Origin of the sequence: Paenibacillus aestuarii (genome assembly GCF_027789125.1) — a bacterium.
GTDB lineage: Bacteria > Bacillota > Bacilli > Paenibacillales > NBRC-103111 > Paenibacillus_E > Paenibacillus_E aestuarii.
Genome location: NZ_JAQFVF010000025.1, coordinates 72,607 through 95,283, shown reverse-complemented (window position 1 = coordinate 95,283; position 22,677 = coordinate 72,607). Strand labels below are relative to the sequence as shown.

General features: G+C 46.7%; 19 protein-coding genes. 13 read left to right on the top strand and 6 right to left on the bottom strand.

Features of this window, described 5'->3' with window-relative positions:
* The first annotated feature begins 618 nt into the window (after positions 1-618).
* Together O9139_RS11265 and O9139_RS11260 are read left to right on the top strand one after the other, a co-directional pair.
* On the top strand, positions 619-1,467 hold the full coding sequence (locus tag O9139_RS11265) for a prohibitin family protein (protein WP_270879569.1): 849 nt from the start codon (positions 619-621) through the stop codon (positions 1,465-1,467).
* Between the two features lie 345 nt (positions 1,468-1,812).
* Complete coding sequence (locus O9139_RS11260; protein ID WP_270879568.1) at positions 1,813-3,249, top strand: PAS domain S-box protein; 1,437 nt, start codon at positions 1,813-1,815, stop codon at positions 3,247-3,249.
* 121 nt (positions 3,250-3,370) lie between these two features.
* Here the strand turns inward: O9139_RS11260 and O9139_RS11255 are convergent, their stop codons facing one another.
* The gene (locus O9139_RS11255) at positions 3,371-3,766 is read right to left on the bottom strand and encodes a hypothetical protein (protein ID WP_270879567.1); all 396 of its coding nucleotides are present in this window, start codon (positions 3,764-3,766) and stop codon (positions 3,371-3,373) included.
* Between the two features lie 252 nt (positions 3,767-4,018).
* Here O9139_RS11255 and O9139_RS11250 point away from each other — a divergent pair, with 252 nt between their 5' ends.
* From O9139_RS11250 to O9139_RS11240, 3 genes are all read left to right on the top strand, one after another.
* Positions 4,019-4,915, top strand: a complete 897-nt coding sequence (locus tag O9139_RS11250; RefSeq protein ID WP_270879566.1) for an NAD(P)-dependent oxidoreductase — start codon at positions 4,019-4,021, stop codon at positions 4,913-4,915.
* A 419-nt stretch (positions 4,916-5,334) separates the two neighbouring features.
* Positions 5,335-6,279: a ring-cleaving dioxygenase gene (locus tag O9139_RS11245; RefSeq protein ID WP_270879565.1), complete on the top strand. Its 945-nt coding sequence runs from the start codon at positions 5,335-5,337 to the stop codon at positions 6,277-6,279.
* A gap of 18 nt (positions 6,280-6,297) precedes the next feature.
* Complete coding sequence (locus O9139_RS11240) at positions 6,298-6,909, top strand: flavin reductase family protein (protein WP_270879564.1); 612 nt, start codon at positions 6,298-6,300, stop codon at positions 6,907-6,909.
* A 183-nt stretch (positions 6,910-7,092) separates the two neighbouring features.
* Here O9139_RS11240 and O9139_RS11235 read toward each other — a convergent pair whose 3' ends face one another.
* The 3 genes from O9139_RS11235 to O9139_RS11225 all read right to left on the bottom strand — a co-directional run bounded on the left by O9139_RS11235 (position 7,093) and on the right by O9139_RS11225 (position 9,784).
* A complete protein-coding gene (locus tag O9139_RS11235) occupies positions 7,093-7,515 on the bottom strand; it encodes a DUF1259 domain-containing protein (RefSeq protein ID WP_270879563.1) in 423 nt (140 codons plus the stop codon).
* A gap of 47 nt (positions 7,516-7,562) precedes the next feature.
* Positions 7,563-7,982 (bottom strand): DUF1259 domain-containing protein, encoded by a 420-nt coding sequence (locus O9139_RS11230; protein ID WP_270879562.1) that lies wholly within the window; start codon positions 7,980-7,982, stop codon positions 7,563-7,565.
* Between the two features lie 173 nt (positions 7,983-8,155).
* Positions 8,156-9,784 carry a GMC family oxidoreductase gene (locus O9139_RS11225; protein ID WP_270879561.1) on the bottom strand — a complete coding sequence of 543 codons (1,629 nt, stop codon included), beginning with the start codon at positions 9,782-9,784 and terminating at the stop codon, positions 8,156-8,158.
* 303 nt (positions 9,785-10,087) lie between these two features.
* On the opposite strand from O9139_RS11225, the gene O9139_RS11220 reads away from it, so the two are divergent.
* From O9139_RS11220 to O9139_RS11200, 5 genes are all read left to right on the top strand, one after another.
* A complete protein-coding gene (locus O9139_RS11220) occupies positions 10,088-10,450 on the top strand; it encodes a heterocycloanthracin/sonorensin family bacteriocin (protein ID WP_270879560.1) in 363 nt (120 codons plus the stop codon).
* A 164-nt stretch (positions 10,451-10,614) separates the two neighbouring features.
* Positions 10,615-12,543, top strand: a complete 1,929-nt coding sequence (locus tag O9139_RS11215) for a putative thiazole-containing bacteriocin maturation protein (RefSeq protein ID WP_270879559.1) — start codon at positions 10,615-10,617, stop codon at positions 12,541-12,543.
* Positions 12,540-14,483, top strand: coding sequence for a TOMM precursor leader peptide-binding protein (locus O9139_RS11210; protein WP_270879558.1), 1,944 nt, complete (start codon positions 12,540-12,542; stop codon positions 14,481-14,483). The genes O9139_RS11215 and O9139_RS11210 overlap by 4 nt, the downstream gene beginning before the upstream one ends.
* Positions 14,484-14,546: 63 nt before the next feature.
* Positions 14,547-16,100 carry a SagB family peptide dehydrogenase gene (locus O9139_RS11205; RefSeq protein ID WP_270879557.1) on the top strand — a complete coding sequence of 518 codons (1,554 nt, stop codon included), beginning with the start codon at positions 14,547-14,549 and terminating at the stop codon, positions 16,098-16,100.
* Between the two features lie 185 nt (positions 16,101-16,285).
* Complete coding sequence (locus O9139_RS11200) at positions 16,286-16,486, top strand: cold-shock protein (RefSeq protein WP_188178200.1); 201 nt, start codon at positions 16,286-16,288, stop codon at positions 16,484-16,486.
* A 71-nt stretch (positions 16,487-16,557) separates the two neighbouring features.
* On the opposite strand, the gene O9139_RS11195 is transcribed toward O9139_RS11200, so the two are convergent.
* Positions 16,558-17,568, bottom strand: coding sequence for an N-acetylglucosamine kinase (locus tag O9139_RS11195; RefSeq protein WP_270879556.1), 1,011 nt, complete (start codon positions 17,566-17,568; stop codon positions 16,558-16,560).
* 1 nt (position 17,569) lies between these two features.
* Positions 17,570-19,075 (bottom strand): argininosuccinate lyase, encoded by a 1,506-nt coding sequence (gene argH, locus O9139_RS11190; protein WP_270879555.1) that lies wholly within the window; start codon positions 19,073-19,075, stop codon positions 17,570-17,572.
* Positions 19,076-19,467: 392 nt separating this feature from the next.
* On the opposite strand from argH, the gene O9139_RS11185 reads away from it, so the two are divergent.
* The 3 genes from O9139_RS11185 (at position 19,468) to O9139_RS11175 (ending at position 22,642) form a co-directional block, all read left to right on the top strand.
* Positions 19,468-20,778, top strand: a complete 1,311-nt coding sequence (locus O9139_RS11185; RefSeq protein WP_270879554.1) for an extracellular solute-binding protein — start codon at positions 19,468-19,470, stop codon at positions 20,776-20,778.
* 83 nt (positions 20,779-20,861) lie between these two features.
* Positions 20,862-21,803, top strand: coding sequence for a carbohydrate ABC transporter permease (locus tag O9139_RS11180; protein WP_270879553.1), 942 nt, complete (start codon positions 20,862-20,864; stop codon positions 21,801-21,803).
* 14 nt (positions 21,804-21,817) lie between these two features.
* Positions 21,818-22,642 carry a carbohydrate ABC transporter permease gene (locus O9139_RS11175; protein WP_270879552.1) on the top strand — a complete coding sequence of 275 codons (825 nt, stop codon included), beginning with the start codon at positions 21,818-21,820 and terminating at the stop codon, positions 22,640-22,642.
* The last annotated feature ends 35 nt before the right edge of the window (positions 22,643-22,677 follow it).

Here is a 22,677-nt window from a genome sequence, read left to right as displayed (position 1 = left end):
TATACGTTTTACAGTTTTGTACCCTAATTAGACAAGATCATTGTCTACTATCATTTAAGGGCGATGGGACGTTCACCTATACTTCGAGCGACTATGATCAAGTCCATTTTGAGGGAACACAGTCAGGATTGGGAATAGAATATAGTTTCTTTAACATCTTGTTTTGAATTTAGCCTTTTGTCGCAACAACTCGAACATGCACCTACACAATAAACATAACCTGAAATGAGCTTGAAATCTGTTTTAAAATAGTACATTGCATCGTCTTTAGGTACAATTCTGCTACATTCACAACAGTAAATACGAGATTGCACGATGGACACAGCATCCCCACCTTCAAAAAGATTATGATATCCTACCCGTTTGGCGGCGTCGGCCAGCATACTACATGGACGCGCAGCATTATCTTGGTTCCACCAGTCCTATTATGCTGTTCACGGCAGATATTTGACAATGTGGGAACTTAAGGATTCTGGTTTACTTTTTCTTGGTTGAACTGAAGCATGCTCTTCGGTTATCTGCTCCAATTTACCGAATTTTGGGTTTTTCATTGAAACTTGGAAAAGCCCGCCAACGTACTGTTAGGTAGCAAACACTAATAAAGTTGGAGGTATGCACATGGAACTTGGTGTGGCACCGGATAACCCATTGGCGAAACGAAAGAGCCCCGTTGGCAGAATAATAGCGTGGAGCTTGCTCGGTGTAGTTTTGCTTATTGCAGCGCTCAGCAGCTTTGCTACAGTTCAGTTTGGCCATGTCGGACTATACAAAACGTTGGGTAAATTAAGTGATACTACGCTAATGCCAGGCATTCATTTCAAAATTCCTTTCGTGCAGAATATTATTCAAGTTAACGTGCAAGTAACCAAAGCGGAAGCGGACACATCGGCGTCCTCGAGGGATCTCCAGCCCGTTTCCACGCATGTGGCACTGAACTATTCCGTAAACAAAGAATCGGCGTATAATCTGATGAATAACATCGGAAGTTCGTTTGATACAATTATTGTCGCGCCGGCGATACAGGAAATCGTAAAAGAAGTGACAGCGAAATATGCGGCCGAAGATCTGATTGCAAAACGTGATGTAGTCGCGAATGAAATTCGTGATCTGCTAACGAAGCGGATGGCAAGGTATGATCTGGTCGTCAATGACATCAACATCGTCAATTTCAAGTTCTCGGATGCGTTTAATCAGTCGATCGAGGCTAAGCAAGTGGCGCAGCAGCAAGCTCTTAAAGCGGAGAACGACTTGAAAAGAATTCAGATTGAAGCCCAGCAGACCATCGCGCAGGCCCAGGCTGAAGCGGAGTCGCTCAAGCTGAAGAAGCAGGAAGTAACGCCGGACCTCATCGCGCTTAAGCAAATTGAAGTACAACAAGAGGCCATTCAGAAATGGGACGGCAAGCTGCCTTCCGTCACTGGCGGTGCGACGCCTTTTATCGATGTGAACAGCATGACCGCAAAGTGAATGAAGATAACAGGACACGATAGCTAAATTAATCATCTACAGCAGCCGGTCGCTTCGATCGGCTGTATTAGTTCAACTAACAGGTATATTCCCAAAATATTGGATAGCGCAATCATAGGTACTACCATTTTTATTGTCGCGGTTCGCTGTGCAGCCCTCGTGTTTTGAATGTTCTCCCAGATAAAATGGAACTATATTCATATTAATTGTGGAGTCCATGAAGAGAACAAAGTGACATGGTGGAAAATGTCCTTAGGCACGAAAAATTTGATACTAATAACTGAAAATTGCTGCTATAATGCCATAATCAGGTTATTCTTGCAACTGCTTTTAGCGGAGGGTTAAATGGTATCTCATTTTAACGACCATAGTCTTTTCTTACGTGCATTTGAGAAATCTCCAATTGGAATGGCTTTGTTATCTTCTAATGGATGTTTTCTTAAGACGAATCCATCTCTGTGCAAAATGTTGGGGTATAGTGAAAGTGAATTATTAAATCTCTGTATTTCAACTGTCTCTCATCCTGAGGATTTAGAAGCAGAACTGGAATTGTGGTATAAGTTAGTTCAGGGTAAATCAGACGTTTATCAAATAGAAAAAAGGCTTATTCATAAATCGGGGAGTATGATTTGGGTTCTTCTACATGTAACTTCAGAAATGAGCCCATCGGAAAACGATAATAATGCCATTTTCATCTCGCAAATAGTGGATTTAACAGAAAAAAAGAAGAAAGAAGAAGAGTTCAATAAGATTGAAGAACTACATAACCTTATTTCTGAACATTCACAGGACGTCATTTTGCGTTTAACGCCAGATGGAAAAATCTCATATGTTTCACCTGCCATCCGTATCCAGCTCGGTTTTGAACCAGATGAACTCATCGGAAAATATGCTTACGACTACTGGCATCCGGAAGATATGAACGGTGGTTGGTTAAGGCGAGGTTATTCGGATAATGCTGATAGCAGAATATTTGTTTACCGTCTTAGGCATAAAAATGGTCACTACATATGGCAAGAAGCACATTCTAAAAAAATAAGAAATGAAGCAGGTGATATTCAACACGTTATCAGTATGGGACGTGATATCACCGAACGGGTTCATTCTGAAGAATTCATCCGAAGATCTGAGAAGCTTTCCTTAGCTGGCGAACTTGCAGCTGGGATCGCCCATGAAATTAGGAATCCGTTGACCAGCTTGCGAGGATTTGTGCAACTGTATATGAAAGAGGATATGGACGGTACAAAGAAATTACGCAATGAAATCATGATTTCAGAAATCGATCGAATCAATGAAATAGTCAGTGAGCTTTTAGTTTTAGCTAAACCTTCAAATGAAGCATATGAATTAAGGGACATTGTAAATGAGTTAAATAAGGTTGCAAGATTATTTGAAGGACAAGCAAACCTGTATAACGTTCAAATAAAGCAAGAATTCGATAATCATTTACCATTCATTAACTGTCAACGCAGTATCAATCAAGTATTTATTAATGTTTTAAAAAATGCAATTGAATCGATGCCAGATGGCGGAGAAGTGATCATGCAAGCCAAGCAAATGAAAGATGAAATATGCATTCGAATTATTGACACCGGGTATGGAATCCCACAAAGTGAAATCAATAAGATTGGAAATCCCTTTTTTACTACGAAAGAAACAGGAACAGGGTTAGGGTTAATGGTTTCCATGAAAATTATCCAAAATCATAAGGGGACCATGCGTTTCGAAAGTGAAGTTGGAAAAGGAACGATGGTCGAAGTTATATTGCCAATCGTTAAATAGCAAATTATAGGCCGCATAAATTGCGGTTTTTTGATTTATGGGATAACATTCTTGTCAAAACCGAATAACAAGAACGTTATCCCGGTAAAAAGAAAACCGCATCCGTGGCTGAGATGCAGCGTCAGTCCCCGATCGGGATTGACCGATCATCGTCAGTCCAGCCTTGCTCCTGCAAGGCTTCCTTTGCTTCATTCACATCCATTTGATCGTGAAACAGATGGTTGACGAACTGCACCGTACCGGAATATTGCTGCAGCGCTTGCCCCAGCGCATCTGGCGATTCATAAGCATCATCTAAGGAGTCGTCGGATGAATCGATGGCAGTTGCCGCATTTTCCGGCTCTTCTTCCTGGAATTCGGTGCTTCCCATCGAGACAACCGGCGCCACACGGACTCGCTCCGGTTTTACTTCGCGAAACGCCTCACGATCTGCGTAATATTCGTCATTAAAGCTGATATGCGTTTCCGGGCTCTCTGCTAGGACTGGAGTAGTTCCGGTTTTCGGTTGGTCCGACATGCAGGCAGCTCCTTTCAAATGGCTGGAATACGTAGAAGGTTCCTTCTAATTTTTCCACTGGAGCGGTCCGACTATGCATAGCTAAACGGGCTTTTGCTCACTCGATTGGTTACGATCGAAAGGCTACTTAATCGAAAGTAACTAAATATACATATTTTCAGTTCTTATGGAACTTTATCTTTTACCATATAATAAATAAATAAGCGATTTGAGCTTGGATCACAATCTGCCAAATAGGTGGTGTTTTTTCTAATGAAGATAGGATTCATCGGACTTGGAACCATGGGGCTGCCTATGGCTTCCAATTTGCTGCGTGCGGGTTATGAGCTCGTAGTCTACAACCGGAATCGAACAAAGGCGGAAGAATTGGGGGTAGGCGTACAAATCGCCGATTCCCCGGGGGATGTGGTGCAACAGACCGCTATGGTCATAACCATGCTTTCAGATGATCATGCGGTAAATGAAGTTTATGATGGGGCGAAAGGCATTATGTCTTCGTTACAGCAGGGTGGCGGTGCCAAAATCGTAATGGATTGCAGCACCATTTCGCCCCAAACGAGTATGAAATTGGCACAAAAGTTAGAGGAGCTTGGCGTCGACATGTTGGACGCTCCAGTTACCGGCAGCAAACCGCAAGCGATCGAAGGAATTTTGACGTTCATCGTAGGCGGAAAAAAAGAAATTTTCGAGCAATGCGGACCTATTTTTGAAGCAATGGGTAAGAAAGCTGTATATATGGGGGAAAGCGGTTCCGGCTCCAAAACGAAACTTGCCAACAATGCACTTGTCGCTTCCAATTTGATTGCTTTATCGGAAAGCATAGCGTTAGTGAAAAAGTGTGGATTGGATCCGGCTTTATTTTTGGAGGTAATTGCCGGTGGCGGAGCCCGTAGCGGAATGGCTGAGATGAAAGGGCCGAAAATTTTAAACCGGGATTTTTCACCTCAATTTATGACGCAATTAATGCTGAAGGACTTGAAACTAGCAACCCAATTAGCAGATTCGATTCAATTACCTATGCCTGCGTTGGGAGTGGCCAAACAAATCTTTCAAATTGCATGTAACGAAGGCGCAGGCACGGAAGATATGAGTGCTGTTGTCAAATGCTTTGAGCAGTGGGCTCAATTGAATCAAGGTAACGCTGAATAGAAGGATTGAAAACCGAACAACCAGCACGCTTCAATTTCAGCAGCTGGTTGTTTTTATTTCTATAGCTTTTTTCAGAGGAAAAGTGGTCATTCCCGACGGAGTGTCCTTTAGTTCAAATAGGATCAATTGTAGTCAAAATCTGACCATAGGGGAGGGATTCCTTATGGGTGGATGATTGGCTTGATGAAAACATGTTGACAAAAGTTGAGATAAGTATTATCTTTAAATTAAGATATTTGATTTTAAGATTTATCTGAGCGAGGTGACTTTTATGTTAGAGGTTTTCGGTAGGTTAAAAAAACCTTAGCTAAGGTTTCTTGTGCTGTATATCTTAAAATTAAGATTATTGACATTGAAGGAACATGTGGTTTATCAACACGTATGAAAATTATAATTAAGAGTCTTAAGGAGGCATTATCATGACTAAACAAACAACGGGTATCCATCACATTACAGCATTTGCTGGCAATCCCCAAGCTAACGTCGACTTTTATGCTGGAATTCTTGGTTTGCGACTGGTAAAGAAAACGATTAACTTTGACGCTCCTGATGTCTATCATTTATATTTTGGTAACGAAGCTGGAAGCCCAGGTACAATCATTACGTTCTTTCCGTCACCAGGATCACCAAAAGGGGAGATTGGCGGCGGCCAAGTTGGGATTACCACTTATGTGGTGCCTCAAGGTTCTTTAGATTTCTGGGAAAATCGGTTGACTGGCTTTGACATCTCAGTAAAGAAAGTGAGCCGTTTCAATGAAGTATTTCTTCAATTTACAGACAACGAAGGACTGAATCTAGAAATCGTTGAACGTAGTGAAGGAGCTGACAGTAAATGGTCTTTCAGCGGGATTCCCGCGGATAAAGCTATTAAAGGGTTTGGTGGAGCTGTGCTTTTCAGTACGAATGCTGAAAGTACGATGGATACACTGCAAACTGTCCTTGGTTTGACGAAAATTGCCCAAGATGACAAATACGCGCGTTTTCAAGCAACCGGAGAAATCGCGAACATTATAGATGTTCCACTTGAGAACATGGAATGGGGTATAGGCGGGGCAGGAACGGTTCACCATATTGCATGGCGAGCCAACGATTATGAGGATCATGCCGAATGGCAAAAAGCTGTCATGCGTAAAGGATACCGTCCAACACAAATCATAGACCGTCAATACTTTAATGCGATTTATTTCCGTGAATACGGTGGAATCCTTTTTGAAATTGCTACGGATCCTCCAGGCTTTGCTAAGGATGAACCTGCTGAATCTTTAGGGGAGAAATTAATGCTGCCTGAGTGGTACGAAGAACATCGCGCCCAAATCGAAGCCAATTTATTCCCTATTCAAGTGAGAGAGATGAATAAGTCATGAAACATGGAGGTCATTCAAGTGTTACTCATTGATCCGGAAACCCAAACGGAAAGGGAAAATTATAAGCTTCTTATTGGAAGCATCATACCAAGACCCATTGCATTTATCACTTCCTTATCAAGGAATGGTGTATTGAATGCGGCACCGTATAGTTATTTTAATATTGTCACTGCCAATCCGCCCATGATTTCGGTATCCATTCAAAGAAAAAACGGAGCGTACAAAGACACAGCACGAAACATAATAGAAACGGGATCATTTGTCGTTCATATCTCGGATGAGTCTTACATTGAAGCAATTAATAAAACGGCAGCCAATTTACCACCAGAGGAAAGTGAAGTAGAACTTGCAAAGCTCACATTGGTTCCAAGTAACAAAATAAATACACCTGGGGTTAAAGAAGCGAAGATTCGGATGGAATGCACGTTAGAAAAAAACATTGAACTTGGAGGCAGCCCAGAAGCGCCCGCTTGCGATTTAATTATTGGAAAAATCGTTTGCTTTCACATCGCTGAAGAATTAATTGAAGATGGACGTATAGATGCCTATCAGTTGAAGCCTGTTAGCCGACTAGCCGGAAACAATTATTCCAGTTTAGGTGAACAATTTACAATAGAAAGACCCGAGTAAAACGTATTTGTATATACAGGTTATACGTAAATCTTAAAGGCTCTATTCGCTTCATTGCGATAGAGCCTTTTCTATGATTAATCGAAGCGATATATCCAAAAGGAAAGGGAGCAGTTCGAGCAACAGCTCGGAAACTATCTCCCCCTTGAGGACTGGAAGATCGTAATGATGCGTTATAATTAGCTAGCCCAGAAAAGCGATAGAGCGTTTTACTTTCTTTGCAAATTCAATAGGATTATCAATTGACTCCCAGTGAATATACATAAGCCGCGGGTTCTCAAACAGCCAGTGATTATGGACGGCTGTTACTTTAATCCCGTTATTGCGAAGATTGGTCAACAAACGATTTACTTGGTTTTGGAAGAGAGCGGTTTCACCCAAACAGAGTGCGCGACCTGATTTGTCCAAAGATTCAAATGAGAACAGTTGATAACGGACTAAAGGAGATGTTGTACGTCTTCCTAAAATGGCAGCGTTTACCCTCCTATTTCTAGTAACAAAACAAACAGGACCTTTCGTTATTTCATGCTCGGTTGCACCTAAAATGGTTGAAAACTGATTACATAGTCTTCTAAAAGCTGGGCTTACCGTCACTTGTGCCGCCATATGAAATCATCCTTTCAAAATAAGTTACGTACAAAACTCAACGGCAATTAACCTAAGAATGCAATGGACTCTTTGGTTCTTTTCGCAAAAACGACTGGATTCATGATGGCTTCCCAATGCATATACATTAATCGAGGATTTTCTTTTAGCCAGTGATTATGAATCGCTGTTACTTTTATCCCGCGTTTACGGAGGTTTGTTATTAAGCGATTAACCTGATCTTGATGAACGGCAGTCTCACCTAAGCATAGCGCACGACCCGAACTATCTAGCGATTCAAACGAGAACATTTGCATTTGAACCAGTGGGGAGCGCGTTCTTCTTCCTAGGATCGTTTCTTTTAAATTCGTCATTCGCGTCACAAAACAAACCGGACCTGCTTCAATTTCCGATTCGCCGCCTAAGATTCTGCTGAATTGCATACAAAGTCTTCTGAATTGCGGACTTAATTTCACTTGTTGTGCCATATAAATCCTCCTCTAATCATGTTCAGCATACTTTATGATCAATGTAGAATAGAGAATTGGACTTATCCACTAAGGATTCAAAAATGTGCGAAATCCATGGACAAGCACAAACACGAAAAAAAGCACTCTGGGCATAGAGTGCTTCATTGAAAACTGAACGTACAAGATTTCAGCTATTCTTCGCTATTTTCGAAATTCTCTCGAATCTTCCTCCGCTGTTTCCTTTTATCTATCATTATGATTTGTTTCGCGATCGTATATCCGATTAGATATGCTGCCGCTGAAGTATTTCCATCGACGGTAAAAGGGATGATTGAAGCATCCGCAACAATTAAATCTTTTACTCCGTAAACATTTCCACGCCGATCAACGACCCCTCCGTTTTTTAATGGGGCCATTCGAAGCAAGCTTTGTTGGTGATGATTGTGATCAAAGTTGTCTTTAATAAATTGTTCCAGTTCGGCATCATTATCAATCGTTTCAGCAGTAGGTGAGATGAGCTGATACATAGGATCAATGGACATAAGCTCAGCGGCTATATCCTTTACATAGATCTTATAAATGTTTTTTACAGCTTCCAAATCATTCGGATTATCTAGAAAACCTTCATCTGCGAGCACAATTTTTAGAGGATCCTTGTTTTGGATTTTGATGGAACCGCGACTCTTCGGACGTAAGTATATCAAACCTAACGTTAACGTATCGCCTTCAGAACCTATACCCAAAATTTGAACCGCTCGACGTTTTCGATCTATGCCTAAAGGATCAGGCAGGAAAGCCCCACCGGTATAAAGGGCATTTGGATCATTTGAAGGTAAAGGTCTGTCGCTCGGATTCGACTGAAATACGGCAAAGTTAAGTGTGTGATTTCTTAAGCTTTTCCCTACGTTTGGATTATTAAAGATGCAGCGAATACCAGCTTCTTTAAGTATTTTTGCAGATCCTATCCCGGATAGCATTAAGAGTTGAGCGCTGTTAATACCAGCCGTAATAATGACCTTTTTCCTTGCGTATGCAATTAATCGCTTACCACTTTTTAGAAATTCCACTCCACGGGCGCGCTTATTAGAAAATATCACCCGCAAAGCAGTCGAATCAGAAAATAATCTTAATTTACGACCATTTACTCCCCGGCCATTCACCTTTAAGATATCTGGAGACAAAAATGCAGTGGAGGAACTTTCCCTCCTGCCATTCGGTTTTTGATATAATTGCCATCGCGTAAAGGGGCCCATTGTGGTTTTCGGGTTATTATAATCGAGAATTTCAGGGAAGCCGGAGGCTCGCTCGATTGCAGTAACTAATTTTTTTGCCATCGATGTCGGATGTAAAGGAGCCTGACGAATATCAATGCGACCTCGATACCCGCGTGCAGCGGCATTAATTGTTTTACCATTATATTTTTCAAGTATTTTGAATCGCAGAACCGCTCGTTTAGGGGACCAAAGAGGGCCGAGCAGCCTTTCCCATTCTTTAAGTACATGGCTTGTAGGGCGCACATACTGTTCTCCATTAATCGATGAACCGCCGCCCATAAGACGTCCTGTTGTCCATTCAAACATTCGATCGTCAAGCCCCGCTTGCGGGACACCTTCTCCTTGCCAAAAATACTGAGGGAAGAACTGTTCTTCCAACATAGAAGCCATCGTCGAGTCGCTAATCGGTTTATCTTTATCGTTATTTCCGCCCGCTTCTAAAACAAGGACGGATGTTCGTTTATCGTCAGATAGAGTTTTCGCGATTACCGCTCCTGCTGGTCCTGTACCCACAATAACGTAATCAAAAATTAATTTTCTTTCCATCAAAACGCTCCTTTAAATATTGGGCTAATTTAGGATATTAGGTTTAGTTGTCTCATGTGTCGAAAAGATAACTTGCCCTGTACATCCAGAAGGTAGATCAGCCTCAAATGATCGCCACCACGAGGTACAGTTCCATGGGTCCGGCGTTTTCTCGGACAAGTCTATTTGGTAAAACCCCAAAAACAGGACATATGACTCAGTAACACTTGCGGAGTTCCGACCATAAATTGGAATCATGTTCTGTAACATTCCATTTCTTTTCGCTTCAAAGCATCGTGAATAATAATATCGGAGGGTTATCTCATGACAAATTTTCAAAATGAGCTTCAACAGTTGGGTGTCTCGCAATTTCAGGCGAGCGAAGTAACGCCTTGGGAGCAGCAGGGCCAGTATCCCGCTGGCCAGTTTCCGATCGGCCAAATGCCGGTGGATGCGTCGCGTCTATGCGTTGGACTATGCGCAGGAGTTTGTGCAGGGGTTTGTGCGGGCGTTTGTGCAGGCGTTTGCGTAGGTTTTATCCCGGGGGTTTGTGCCGGGGTTTGTGCCGGCGTTTGTGGCGGGTTCTGCAGTGGTTTTTGCGGCGGTCGCTGTCACCAGTGTGCGGCCTTCTGCCATCAATGCGCAGGCAATTGCCACCAATGCGGAGGCGGCCACCGCTGTCGCTAATGTTTTCACTCGTAGTAAAGCGATCGCCCTTGCACAACGCTGTGCAGGGGCGGCCGCATTTCCGAAGAAGATATGTGACATGAGGGACAAAGAGAGGGACATAGGATTACATATAATGGAATATTCCGAATTGGAGAACGGCGTTTACGGCTAGGAGGGCTGAGATGTCAAAGTTGACCCCGTCTGTGCGCCTTCAGGTAAAGGCGGATACATTTTTTTTGCCGGTTCCGAATGACGGCGTCTATTTCCGGAATAACGCCGGTACGTTCCGCATGCAAGGAGAGATGATCGACCGCTGGCTGGAAAAGCTCATTCCCATGTTCAACGGGAAACACACACTGGCGGAATTGACGGACGGACTATCTGGTCCGCATCGGGAAAGAGTTTACGAAATCGCGGAAGTGCTGAGGCAGAAAGGCTTTGCGCGGGATGTGAGCCAGGACCACCCTTACGTTCTATCGGAGGAAACGATCCGCAGGTATGCAGGGCAAATCGCTTATCTCGACAGCTTCGGCGATTCCGGCGCTTACCGGTTTCAGTGTTACCGGCAGTCCGAGGTGCTTGCGGTCGGCTTCGGCCCGATGTTGGCGTCGCTCGTATCGGCGTTGCTTGAGTCAGGATTGCCCCGGTTTCGCATCCTGATTACGGATTCGATGCCTACGGACCGGCGGCGGCTTTCGGCTTTGGCGGAACACGCCCGCAAGACGGACCCCGAAGTCGAGATCGGAGAGGTGACGCTGCCGCACAAGGGAGCCGACGCATGGAGGGAAGCCGTGCGGCCGTTCCAAACGATCCTCTTTGTGTCCGAGCTTGGCGATTGTGAGGAATTTCGGTTACTTCAAGCGGCATGCCAAGCGGAACGCAAAACATGGATACCCGCCGTACACCTTCATCAAGCTGGCATCGCGGGCCCGCTCGTGCAGCCGGGGAGCGCATTCTGCTGGGAGTCGGCAAGGCGGCGCATCCATAAGTCAGAAGTTTTCAAGGACACGGAGCGGTTCGCTTTCTCCTCTACGGCAGGGGCACTGCTCGCAAATTTGATTGTGTTCGAACACTTCAAAATGGTGACGGGTGCTGCTGAATCGGAGCTGAGAAACTCGCTGTATCTGCTTGATTTGGAGACACTGGAAGGAAACTGGCATCCGTTCCTGCCGCATCCTCTCGCCGCTGAAAATGTGAATGCCGCAGCCAGATGGGTGGATATTACGGAGCTTCGGTTCGAGGAACGGCGGGACGTCGGCGGAGTGAACGGGCTGTTTTCATATTTGAGCATGTTGACATCGGAGAAAACAGGAATTATCCATAAGTGGGAGGAAGGGGACCTTGGACAGCTGCCTATGTCACAATGCCGCGTTCAGGCTGCCGATCCGTTGACAGAAGGGCCAGCCGATTTGCTGCCGGACATTGTCTGTTCTGGGTTGACGCACGAGGAGGCAAGGCGTGAAGCAGGGCTGTCCGGGCTTGAGGCGTATGTGTCGAGGCTCACGGGGGTTCTTGTTAACACCGAGCAGTTTATCGGTATCGGTGTCGGAGAGACGATAGCAGAAGGCATGGCGCGCGGGCTGCAGGCTTGTTTGTTGCAGCACTTGGAGGCACGGCTGACTAGTGGAGAGCCGACAGTCACTCGTGTGCGGCTCGGTCAGGTTGACAACGAGCGATGCAGGTATTATTTGCAAGCATTGACCACGATGCGTGGGCTGCCTTTGATCGGGATCGGAGAGGAAGTTTGCGGCTTTCCGGCCGTATGGGTGGGCACGGAGGATGGATGGTTCGGCGGCAACGGCTTGAACGTGCCAATTGCGCTGCGTAAGGCGCTGCAAGCTGCGCTGCATAGAGCACAAAACGGACCCGCTTGTCGGGCACCTCAGGCTGTAGAGGCGAAGTCTGTACACCTCAGTCCGATCGCCTCGTTGGAGCTATCGGTTCCGGCCGAGGTGACGGCGGAACAAACGGATGTGTTGAGGGATGCGATGAGGAAACTGAAAACAAGCAGCCGGGAAGTCTTTGTCATCGATCTGGCGGTGGAGCCGTTTCTGCGTGATGGTCCTGTAGCCGTCTATGGCGTGCTGCTTGGAGAGGGGGAGGACGGTTGAGCGCGGTTGTAGCTATTGTCGGAGATGGAGTGCTGGCTGAGCTGGTGTGTGGGGAGCTGATTTCTGAGTGCCGGATCGTTCGTTTGTCCGATTTCCGGGAGGGAGTGCCGGCAGCGGCGGAACTTGCCCTAGTCCTGCAAGATGCTTGGCATCCCGCCGTTCAGCGCGAGGCGGAGGCGGAACTTGAGGCTGCCGGCATTCCGTGGCTGCGCGGTTTCGTCGCCTTCGGCGAAGGCGTTGTTGGGCCTCTCGTAAGGCCGGGCCAGCCTGGCTGCTCGCGGTGCGCTGATACCCGGAAGCTTATCGCGGGGCGCGATCGCAGGGAAACGTGGGAGCTGCAGCATCGTTTGACGGAGACTGGGGGAGTCCTATCCGACGCGTGGGCATCGCGCACGGGACTCCTGCAGATGGCGTATCTGCTTGCGGCGGAAGCGCGGAGCGTGCTGCGGCACAGCCGCTCCCGATTGGAAGAGCATGTGGTTTTCTTTAACCTGAAGACATTGTCCTGCTCCAGCCATTTCTTCCTCCCGGACCCGCAGTGCCCCGTATGCGGACATCTGCCAGCCGATTCGCGGGTTGCGGCCCAGATCTCCCTCGAGCCGAGTCCAAAAATCGGCGAGAGCATTTACCGCAGCCGATCGTTCGATGAGCTGAAAACTTTTCTGGTTCGGGATTATCTCGATTACAAAACCGGATTAATGAACGGTAAAATGCTGGATCTGGTGTCGCCGTTGGCCGATACCACTGTAAATCTTCCGATGTTGGAACAGGACGAGTTGACGGCGGGCCGAACGAACTGCTATGCGGATAGCGAGCTGTCCGCTATCTTGGAGGGCTTGGAGCGATATTGCGGCATGGCTCCGCGTGGCAAGCGGCCAATCGTTCACGGTAGCTGGCGGCAACTGGCTGGGGAAGCGCTCGATCCCATGACCGTCGGGCTGTATGCGAAGGAGCAATATAAACTGCCAGGATTTCCTTTCCGGCCATTTGATCCCGATGTGGAGACTGAATGGGTATGGGGATACTCGTTTGCGCAAGAACGCCCGATTTTGGTGCCTCAATGGCTTGCGTACTACAGCTCTCCTTGCCGGCAAGGCTTCGTGTACGAGACGTCCAACGGTTGCGCCTTAGGCGGAAGCCTGGAGGAAGCGATCTTGTACGGCATACTGGAGATTGTGGAGCGCGATTCGTTTCTGCTGACGTGGTATGCACAGCTGCCGCTTCCGCGACTAGATCCTCGATCCATCGGTGACCGCGACTTGAATCTGATGGTGGAGCGATTGCAGGCTGTTGCTGGTTTTGACGTTCTCTTGTTTAACGCGACGATGGAGAATGGCATTCCCAGCATTTGGGCGCTGGCGAAAAACAGGAATCCTCATGGAATAAATCTCATCTGTGCGGCTGGGGCGCACCCGGATCCGGTGCGCGCGGCAAAGGGAGCGGTTCATGAGCTGTCGGGGATGCTGCTGAATATGACACATAAATTCGAGGCGAACCGAGAGAACTATATGAAGATGCTTCGTGATCCTTCACTGGTACGGAACATGGAGGACCATTCCATGCTATACAGCTTGCCCGATGCGGAGCCGAGGCTGAGCTTTTTGTTGGAGGAAAACCGCCCGATGCGAACGTTCGCTCAGGAATTTACAGCCGCACCGAAGAGCACTGATTTGACAGAAGACTTAAAGTCGATGATCGGCACGTTCCTCCGGCTCCAATTGGACGTGATCGTAGTGGACCAGACCACACCGGAGCTGCGACGTAACGGACTGCACTGCGTGAAGGTGCTGATCCCCGGCATGCTGCCGATGACGTTCGGTTACGATCTTACCCGGGTGGCCGGATTGGAAAGGGTGCTTCGAGTGCCGGCCGAGCTCGGATACAAAGAGCGGCCTTTGCGTATGGAGGAGCTCAACGCTCATCCGCATCCTTTCCCTTAAACGAGTCGGACCGATGCCGGCGAATGTCATACCGTAGTTCACTGTGAGATAGGGGGAGGCAGAATGAGTCCGGAAATGTTTATTCGCCAGCTTCATGCCGATAGCTACGAGAGCGGGATGCCCGGCTGGGAGGTCGATTGGGACGACGCGCCGTTATCCTATAAGCTGTATCGCGGCCTGCCGGCTCTTCCGCTGTCCTCGGATATCCCGCTGACGTTGGAAGCGCGACAATCGCCCGCTGAACCGAGCGTGAAGGACATTGGACATTTCCTCTGGTACGCCTACGGGCTGTCGCAAGTAGGCTATTCTCATGCCGTTCCAGTACAGACGTACCGCAGATTTGTCCCTTCCGGAGGAGGGCTGTACCCTAACGAATTGTACGTCTATCTCCGCACGGCAACCGGCACTCCAGGTATTTACCATTACGATACAGCGCATCACCGCCTGTTGCTGCTGCGTGAGGGCGATTACGATTCTTACTTATCTCGGGCTCTTGGCAACCGGAGTGATATATCGTCTTGCATCGGCGCTGTTTTCGTATCGGCAATGGTTTGGAAAAATGCTTATAAATACAACACCTTCTCTTATCGTCTACAAGGGCTTGATACAGGCGTGCTGCTTGGGCAGCTGCAAGAGACGGCGAAACGGTTCGGCTATTCGTCAAGAGTGCACTATCAGTTTCTGGATCGGGCTCTGGGCCATCTTCTGGGGCTATCCGGTCGGGAGGAGAACGTGTATGCGGTTATGCTGCTTTCAGCGCAGCGAGACATCACTTGGATCGGCGACGGCAACGGCACGCAGGCGCAAGTTGAGGCGGCTGAGCTTTGCCGTGAGCTGCCGGCTGTTCGTCATAAGCATTTTACGCGTTCGCTGACCGTAAAGGAGATCCCGCAGCTGACTCGGATGAACGAAGCGTCGGTGCTTGATGCGCTGCAGCCGTTTCACCGTTTCGAGCCCGCCTTGTTTGCAGAAAGCGGCCTGCAGACTGTCTATTTGCCTCAGGTGAAACGGCTGAGCATCGATCTGGCGGCGGCCAACCGCGCAAGGTATTCGCCCGAAAGCGAATTTGTCTTGAGCCCCGTAACGGTACAGCAGTTAGCCGTCCTGCTGCAGGAAGCAGCGGCTTCCTTCGCGTACCGCAACGATTTGGACGGTTCGGGGGAGGCCGCCCCGCAACGTGTCGTTATATACGGGTGCTTCTATAACGTCGAAGAGGTGCCGGACGGAGCTTACCACTATGACACAGCAGCCCATGCACTCAGGCGCGTGCTTGCCGGTGATCATCGGCTCCGTCTGCAGCAGGGTATGACCCTGCACAACATCAATTTGTATCAAGTGCCGATCTGCCTGCACATTGCCGGTTCCGCCGATCATCTGATTCCCCAATTCGGGTATAGAGGATACCGCATCCAGCAGATGGAAGCCGGCATGCTCCTGCATCGCTTGCTGCTGGCATCATCCATTCTCGACATGGGCGGACGTCCGCTGCTTGGCTTTCAGGCTGGAGCGAGTGACGAGCTCTACCAGTTGTCACGATTTGGGCTGACTAGCCTGGTCCAAATTCCGATCGGTCGCTACCTGCCCCGTCCCCGATTGGTGGGAGGCTTGCATGGTTAGGTTATTACTATTTTAGCTTGTTCTATCGTTGTTGGATTCAGTAGGAAAAGGATATATCAAGAAAAAATAGATTTATTTATTTTTAAGACAAATTCCAACAGATTTTGCATCAGCTATCAAATATACTAGTGTATAGTCCCGCTTGAGTAGGGCTTAACGTTTTAAACTTTGGAGGTTATTTACTTATGGAAACAGGTACAGTCAAATGGTTTAATGCAGAAAAAGGGTATGGCTTTATTCAAAGAGAGAACGGAGACGATGTATTCGTTCACTTCTCTGCTATTCAAGGTGAAGGATTCAAATCTTTGGACGAAGGCCAACGCGTTGAATTCAATGTTGTTAAAGGCCAACGTGGACCTCAAGCAGAGAATGTTGTAAAACTGTAATACTGACATCATAGCCTGTTCTTGACGAAATGTCAGGAGCAGGCTTTTCATTATTTCTAGCTTTTATTCCCCTAGGTTTTTCCATTTGCTTTTGCCACCCGAAGCAGCTCACGCGAGCAATTATCTCTGATCTCCTCCGAAATATCACCTAACAAACTCAGACCATACAGCAAAACATTGTATATCGGTTCGTCAAACGATCGTGTAACACGAAAATCATGAAACCGATCTGAGAGGGAGCGAATCATAGCATCAGCGACCAACGTATCTTTCTGAAGTATGCTGCCGGCTGTTACGATATCAAAAGGCGCTTTCGTAAGTTCAAGTCTTTGAATCACTGTAGCGCTAGCGTCAGCAAGTTCTTGTCCTGCGCGTTGAAGGATGGAGAGGGCGATTGAATCTCCACCATGGGCAAGGCTAAATAGAATGGGAGTTATCGACGCCACACGGTCAACTGTATATTCATCGCTATAAACCCAGCTCATCAAATCGTCAATCGTTCCCATCTGCAGCTCTTTTAAGATTTCATGTTGAATAGCTGAAACAGGTTCTCTACCGTCCGTAGCTCGAAAAATATGTCTTAAGGCCGCCTGTCCAATGGCATATCCGCTACCTTCATCCCCGACACGATGACCCCAGCCTCCAGCACGCATTTGAGTGCCGTCCTGCGATCGGCCGTGGACGATAGATCCGGTGCCCGAGACCACAATGATGCCTGGAGATTCGCCGATACTGCCGAGAAGTGCAATTATTCCGTCATTATTCACTAACAGGTTATGTGCAAGGATACGCGTATCAAGCAGCGATTTCTTAACGAAGTTCTCGATGATGATTTGATCATTTGAAGTGTCAAGGCCAGCAATCCCGATAATAACCTGATTAACAGAAAGTCCGTGTTCCTTTTGATTCGTAAGTTTCCATAGGACCCGGGTTAAATTCTCTTGGGCCTGAGTGACTCCTATACTTTGATAATTACATGGGCCCCCTTCCACATACTGGATAATACTTCCGTCAAGTGAGCAGAGGACTGCACGACAGTTCGTGCCTCCAGCATCAATGGCAAGTAATGGGACACTTTTCATATTACTGACCCCATTCACTTGTAATCCGGTTTAGTTGAGCATCGGCATGATTCGTTTGCGCGATCTGACTATCAACCCAGGACACTATGCTTTTTTGTGAAAGTTTGCGCTCTTCGATCATTCTGCGTATTTCTGCTGGAGAAGGACCTCCCGGCAGGTTGCGGATCTGAACAAAATGGACGGGATCCATTGCGCGAGCAACCAGATCAGGCGATATCTGGAGACGATGTCCAACAATCAGTTCGGAAACTTCATCGACCAATTCGCAGGTAACCTGTGTAGCATCCATTTGGCGTGAAAGAGCTGTCTTGACAACGGCGCTTGCGATAGCGTGTGCACTGCGAAATGGAACACTTTTCTCACGTACTAGCGTATCAGCCAGCTCTGTAATTGTTGCAAAGCTGCGCTTTGCGCGATTAAGCAGCAAATCTTTGTTCACTTCAAGAGTCCCAACAACTACGGATAGCAGGCGGAATATCTGCTCCGATAATTTGAGGCCATGCCAGAGATGAGGCTGTAAATCATCTTCTGTATCGACAATATCGCCAAACGGTGTGTTATGCAGCATCTGCAGTACCGTGGAAGCAGCGCCGACTCCACTAGAGCTAAGCGAACGCATATGTTCAAGGGAGACGGGGTTCCGTTTTTGCGGCATGATGGAGCTAATTTGTACATACGGATCGGCGACACGGATTGCGGCAAATTCTTGTGTTGACCATAACAGTAAATCCTGGACAAAACGTCCGATTCCAATAAAAGATAATTGCAAAGAGGTCGCAGCTTCGCCTAGATAATCCGCACCGCCTATAGCATCATATGAGTTTTCGACAAGACCGTTAAAACCAAGCAATTCGGCTACTCTGCGACGGTTTATTGGAAACCCGGATGTCGTTAGTGCAGCCGCTCCCAGAGGGCTACAGTTGCAGGTTTCGTAGGCAGATTGAAAACGCTTGACATCACGGCTTACGGAGTCGAATACGGCGATCAAATAATGGGCGAAGGTCATCGGTTGAGCCTGCTGCGTATGGGTATATCCAAGCATAATCGTATCCATGTGATCTTCGGCAGTGTCTAGCAATGTCTGCAATAAAGCTATGGCTGATCGAAGTACCGTAATGAGTTTATTGCGAAGGGTCATGCGATACATGGCTACACCCATATCGTTGCGGCTTCTGGCTAGATGCAAGCTCCCACCAATATCTCCGGCTTTTTCCATGATTTGATGCTCGACGAGAAAGAAGAGGTCCTCAAAGCTGCCGTCGTACGGGGTGCGTTGTATACTTTCAAGATCGAGCGTTTGGATGGCTTTCATAATGGGAAGCGCCTGTTCGCGCGTCAGCAATGATTGTTCAACCAGCATGAGGAGATGGGCTTTATGGATCGCAATCATAGGCTCTAACAATACGGCCTTTTGATTGTCATAGGCAGGGGTTAGCACAACCTCAGTATAAGTGACGCCTGGAAAGGACTGACCTTCACGGTTAAGGATGCTTTGTCGTACGTTCATGGTATGACCTCCTCGGAGTATTCATTAGGGGTAGAATTCATAGAGCAGAAAAGATGAGCCGAAGTGTTTAATTAGTTAGTTAATAAAGTTTATTAATTTACGAGCTATTTATTACCTTCCTTCAGAACTCAACAACAAAGCTCTGCAAGTTCCAGGGAAATTCATAATTCTAGGCCGATTATCTAATCGTATCAACGATGTAAGCGTTATCGTTGCATTCATAGATAGCAAGTATATGTTTTATTCCGCTTTCAAACCGCTTATTAAAAAAGTTAGGAAACTTTCTTTAGTTAGGGGAATAGCTTTAAAAGAGGTGGTGCAAACCGCAGAAATTTCTTTATTTCTATCCCATTTTTTTAGTAATACTCATCCTAATTAAGGGGGTTTTTCGAATGGTAATTAAGGTCAAACTAGCAGCAGCATCTGTTTTGGCATTATCGGTGCTCGCTGGTTGCAACTCCCAACCTGCAGGGGGCGGATCCTCGACTGGCTCAAGCACGGAACCGGTTACGATTACGTACTGGCAGTACAGTTACCCGGCTAAAGTAACGTTTATGCAGAAACTCGTCGATGAGTTTCAAAAACAAAACCCGAATATTAAAGTTGTTGCTCAAGACTTCCCCTATGACCAATACATTCAAAAAGTTACAGCTGCGACTAATGCCAAAAACGGACCGGACGTTCTAAACCTGTATTACGGATGGCTTCCGCAATTCGTGCAGGATGGTATTTTGCAGCCCCTGCCTCAAAGCTTTATGAGCAATGATGAAATTGAGAAATATTACATACCGATGGTTAAAGAATCAAAGATCGATGGAAAGTACTACGCAGTTCCGACTGCAGTAAGGTCACTGGCTTTGTTCTATAACAAGGACATGTTCAAAAAGGCCGGTTTGGATCCCAATAGTCCTCCAAAAACCTGGGACGAAATGATCAGTTATGCACAAAAGATGACTGTATATAACAACGGCAAGTTAGAGCAAGAAGGATTCGCACCCGAGGTAGCAGGTCAAGGCTATCATGTGTTTGAAGAAGTGCTGCTGCGTCAATGGGGAGTAACCCCGTTCAGCGAGGATAATAAGCAAGTGCTGTGGAACTCATCACCGAAAGGGTTGGAAGCCTTTCAATTCTACATGGACTGGTTTGGCAAATTAAAACTTGGCGATCCGAGTTTTAATACAGATTACGAAACGGCATTTAAATCCGGAAAAGCGGGCATGATCTTCGATGGATCTCAGGCCATCCCATCGCTTAAGAAAGATACGGCCGCGGAGTGGGGAGTTACAACCTTACCGACTAAAGAACCAGGTGGTCTTAAATCCAATTTTGGTTCCTATTGGGTTCATGGCATTGCAAAAGGCGTTTCCGGCAATAAGCTTGAGGCCTCACAAAAGTTTCTTAAATTCCTGATTTCCGAAGAGACGCAAAAAAATTGGCTGAATGAGGTCGGTGAACTTCCGGCTGCTGCTTCCTTGTCCAATGATCCAAAACTGACCGCCGATCCCATTTTTGGAGCGTTTGTTAAAGGACTTCAGGATGCTCACGCTACGTATTTCGTCAATGAGAAGGATGAAAGACAGGCAATCATTGATATGACCAATGAAATATTACTGAATAATGCCCCGGTAGAAAAGACATTTAATGAATTGGTGAAGAAGCAGCAAGCTTTAAGAGATGACTACTTCAGCCAGCATAAAAATTAATCAAATGAATGATGGTCATGTCGGGGACGATGGATAGCCAATCGTTCCTGGCATACCATTAGTTCTAGTAAGGTGGTGTAGCAGTGGCACGAATTGCTTCGCAATCTTCTCGAGAGAAATCACTACAGCTCGGCCGGCCAAAACGCGGGTCGCTGGAGAATAAAAAGGCGCTCACTGCGTACACGTTTCTGGCGATTCCCATGCTCTTTTTTCTGGGGATCCGCATCGCGCCCACTCTATATGCGTTCTCGATGTCTTTTTTTAGAAAAAACAGCTCTGATTTGACGCTCTATAATTACCAGAAGATGTTTTCTTCACCAGATTTTTGGCACGCTCTGACGAATACCTGCTTGTATGTGATTATTACCGTACCGAGTCAACTAGCGATCGGGATCGTGCTTGCATTGATGATCGGCAGAATCGAAAGATTCAAGGGATTTTACAGAACGGTTTACTTTCTCCCGTATATTACATCGGCAGTAGCAACAAGCTGGGTTTGGCGTCTTATGTATGACCCTAACAGCGGTCTCATCAATACGTTCCTTCAATTCTTTCATATCCCTGCTCAGCCATGGCTAAGAAGTCCGAGCGAGGCACTCGTCGCCGTAAGCATTGTGATCATCTGGCAATCGTCAGGGTATGCGACATTAATATCCATGGCAGGTTTAGAGTCGATTCCCAAGAGTTATTACGAAGCTGCAAGAATTGATGGGGCTAGTCCTTGGCAGCTGTTCTGGCGCATCACGTGGCCTTTGTTGAATCCGACGATCGTATTTTTGGCGATTACCGGCGTTATCGGGGCTCTACAAACCTTTACGCAAATCGCGAACCTCACTGGAGGCAGTAGTGGTCAGGCTGGCGGGCCTCTCAACAGTACGTTAAGTATCGTCGTCTATGTGTACAACCAAGGCTTCAACAATTTCAATTTGGAGTTCGCATCAGCAGTGACTGTCGTCTTGTTTATCTTAATCCTGGTCGTTACAGTTGTTCAGATGAAGCTTATCAATAGAACTTACGATTACTAAAAGGGGATGTGGGGATGCGGAAAAGGATTGATGCGACTGCTGTCGTCATCCATTTTGTTTTATGCTTGGGCATCCTCTGCGTAGCGATGCCATTTCTTTGGATGGTGTTATCGTCCTTTAAAACGCTGCCAGAGTTTTATACGTTTAAATTATTTCCGAAAAGCCTCTCCTTGGAAGCTTATCGGCATATTTTCACACATACCAGCTATGTCCGTTGGTACGGCAACAGCTTTATTGTTGCAATTACAGTAACCATTAGTGAGTTGTTTTTTGCTTCCCTGGTCGGCTATACGCTTGCCAAGCATCATTTCAAAGGAAATAAGATTATTTTTATACTGATTCTGAGTACGATGATGGTGCCTACCGAATTGCTGGTCATCCCTTGGTACGTTATGAGTACCAAATTAGGATGGTCAGATACGTACTGGAGCATCATGTTCCCCGGTATGATTCAAGCGTATGCCGTATTCTTAATGAGACAGTTTATGCTCGGTGTTCCGGATGACCTTATAGACGCAGGTAGGATTGACGGCATGTCGGAGTTCGGCATCTTTCTGAAAGTCGTGCTCCCGCAAGTGACAGCCGCCTTAGGCGCATTAGGCATCTTGTCCTTCCTTGGTAATTGGAACGCTTATTTATGGCCAGTTATCGCCATTACGTCGGAAAATATGCGCACCTTGCCTGTCGGAATTTCCTTATTTTCAACAGCTGATGCGGGGGGGCTGCAATGGAACCTAATCATGGCCATGAGCACTTTGGCTGTTATACCGATTGTTCTTGTGTATTTCATTTTCCAACGTCGCATTGTTGAAGGGATCTCTCTTACCGGACTCAAGTAGCAAATTGATTTTCACATACTAACCAAACATGAGGT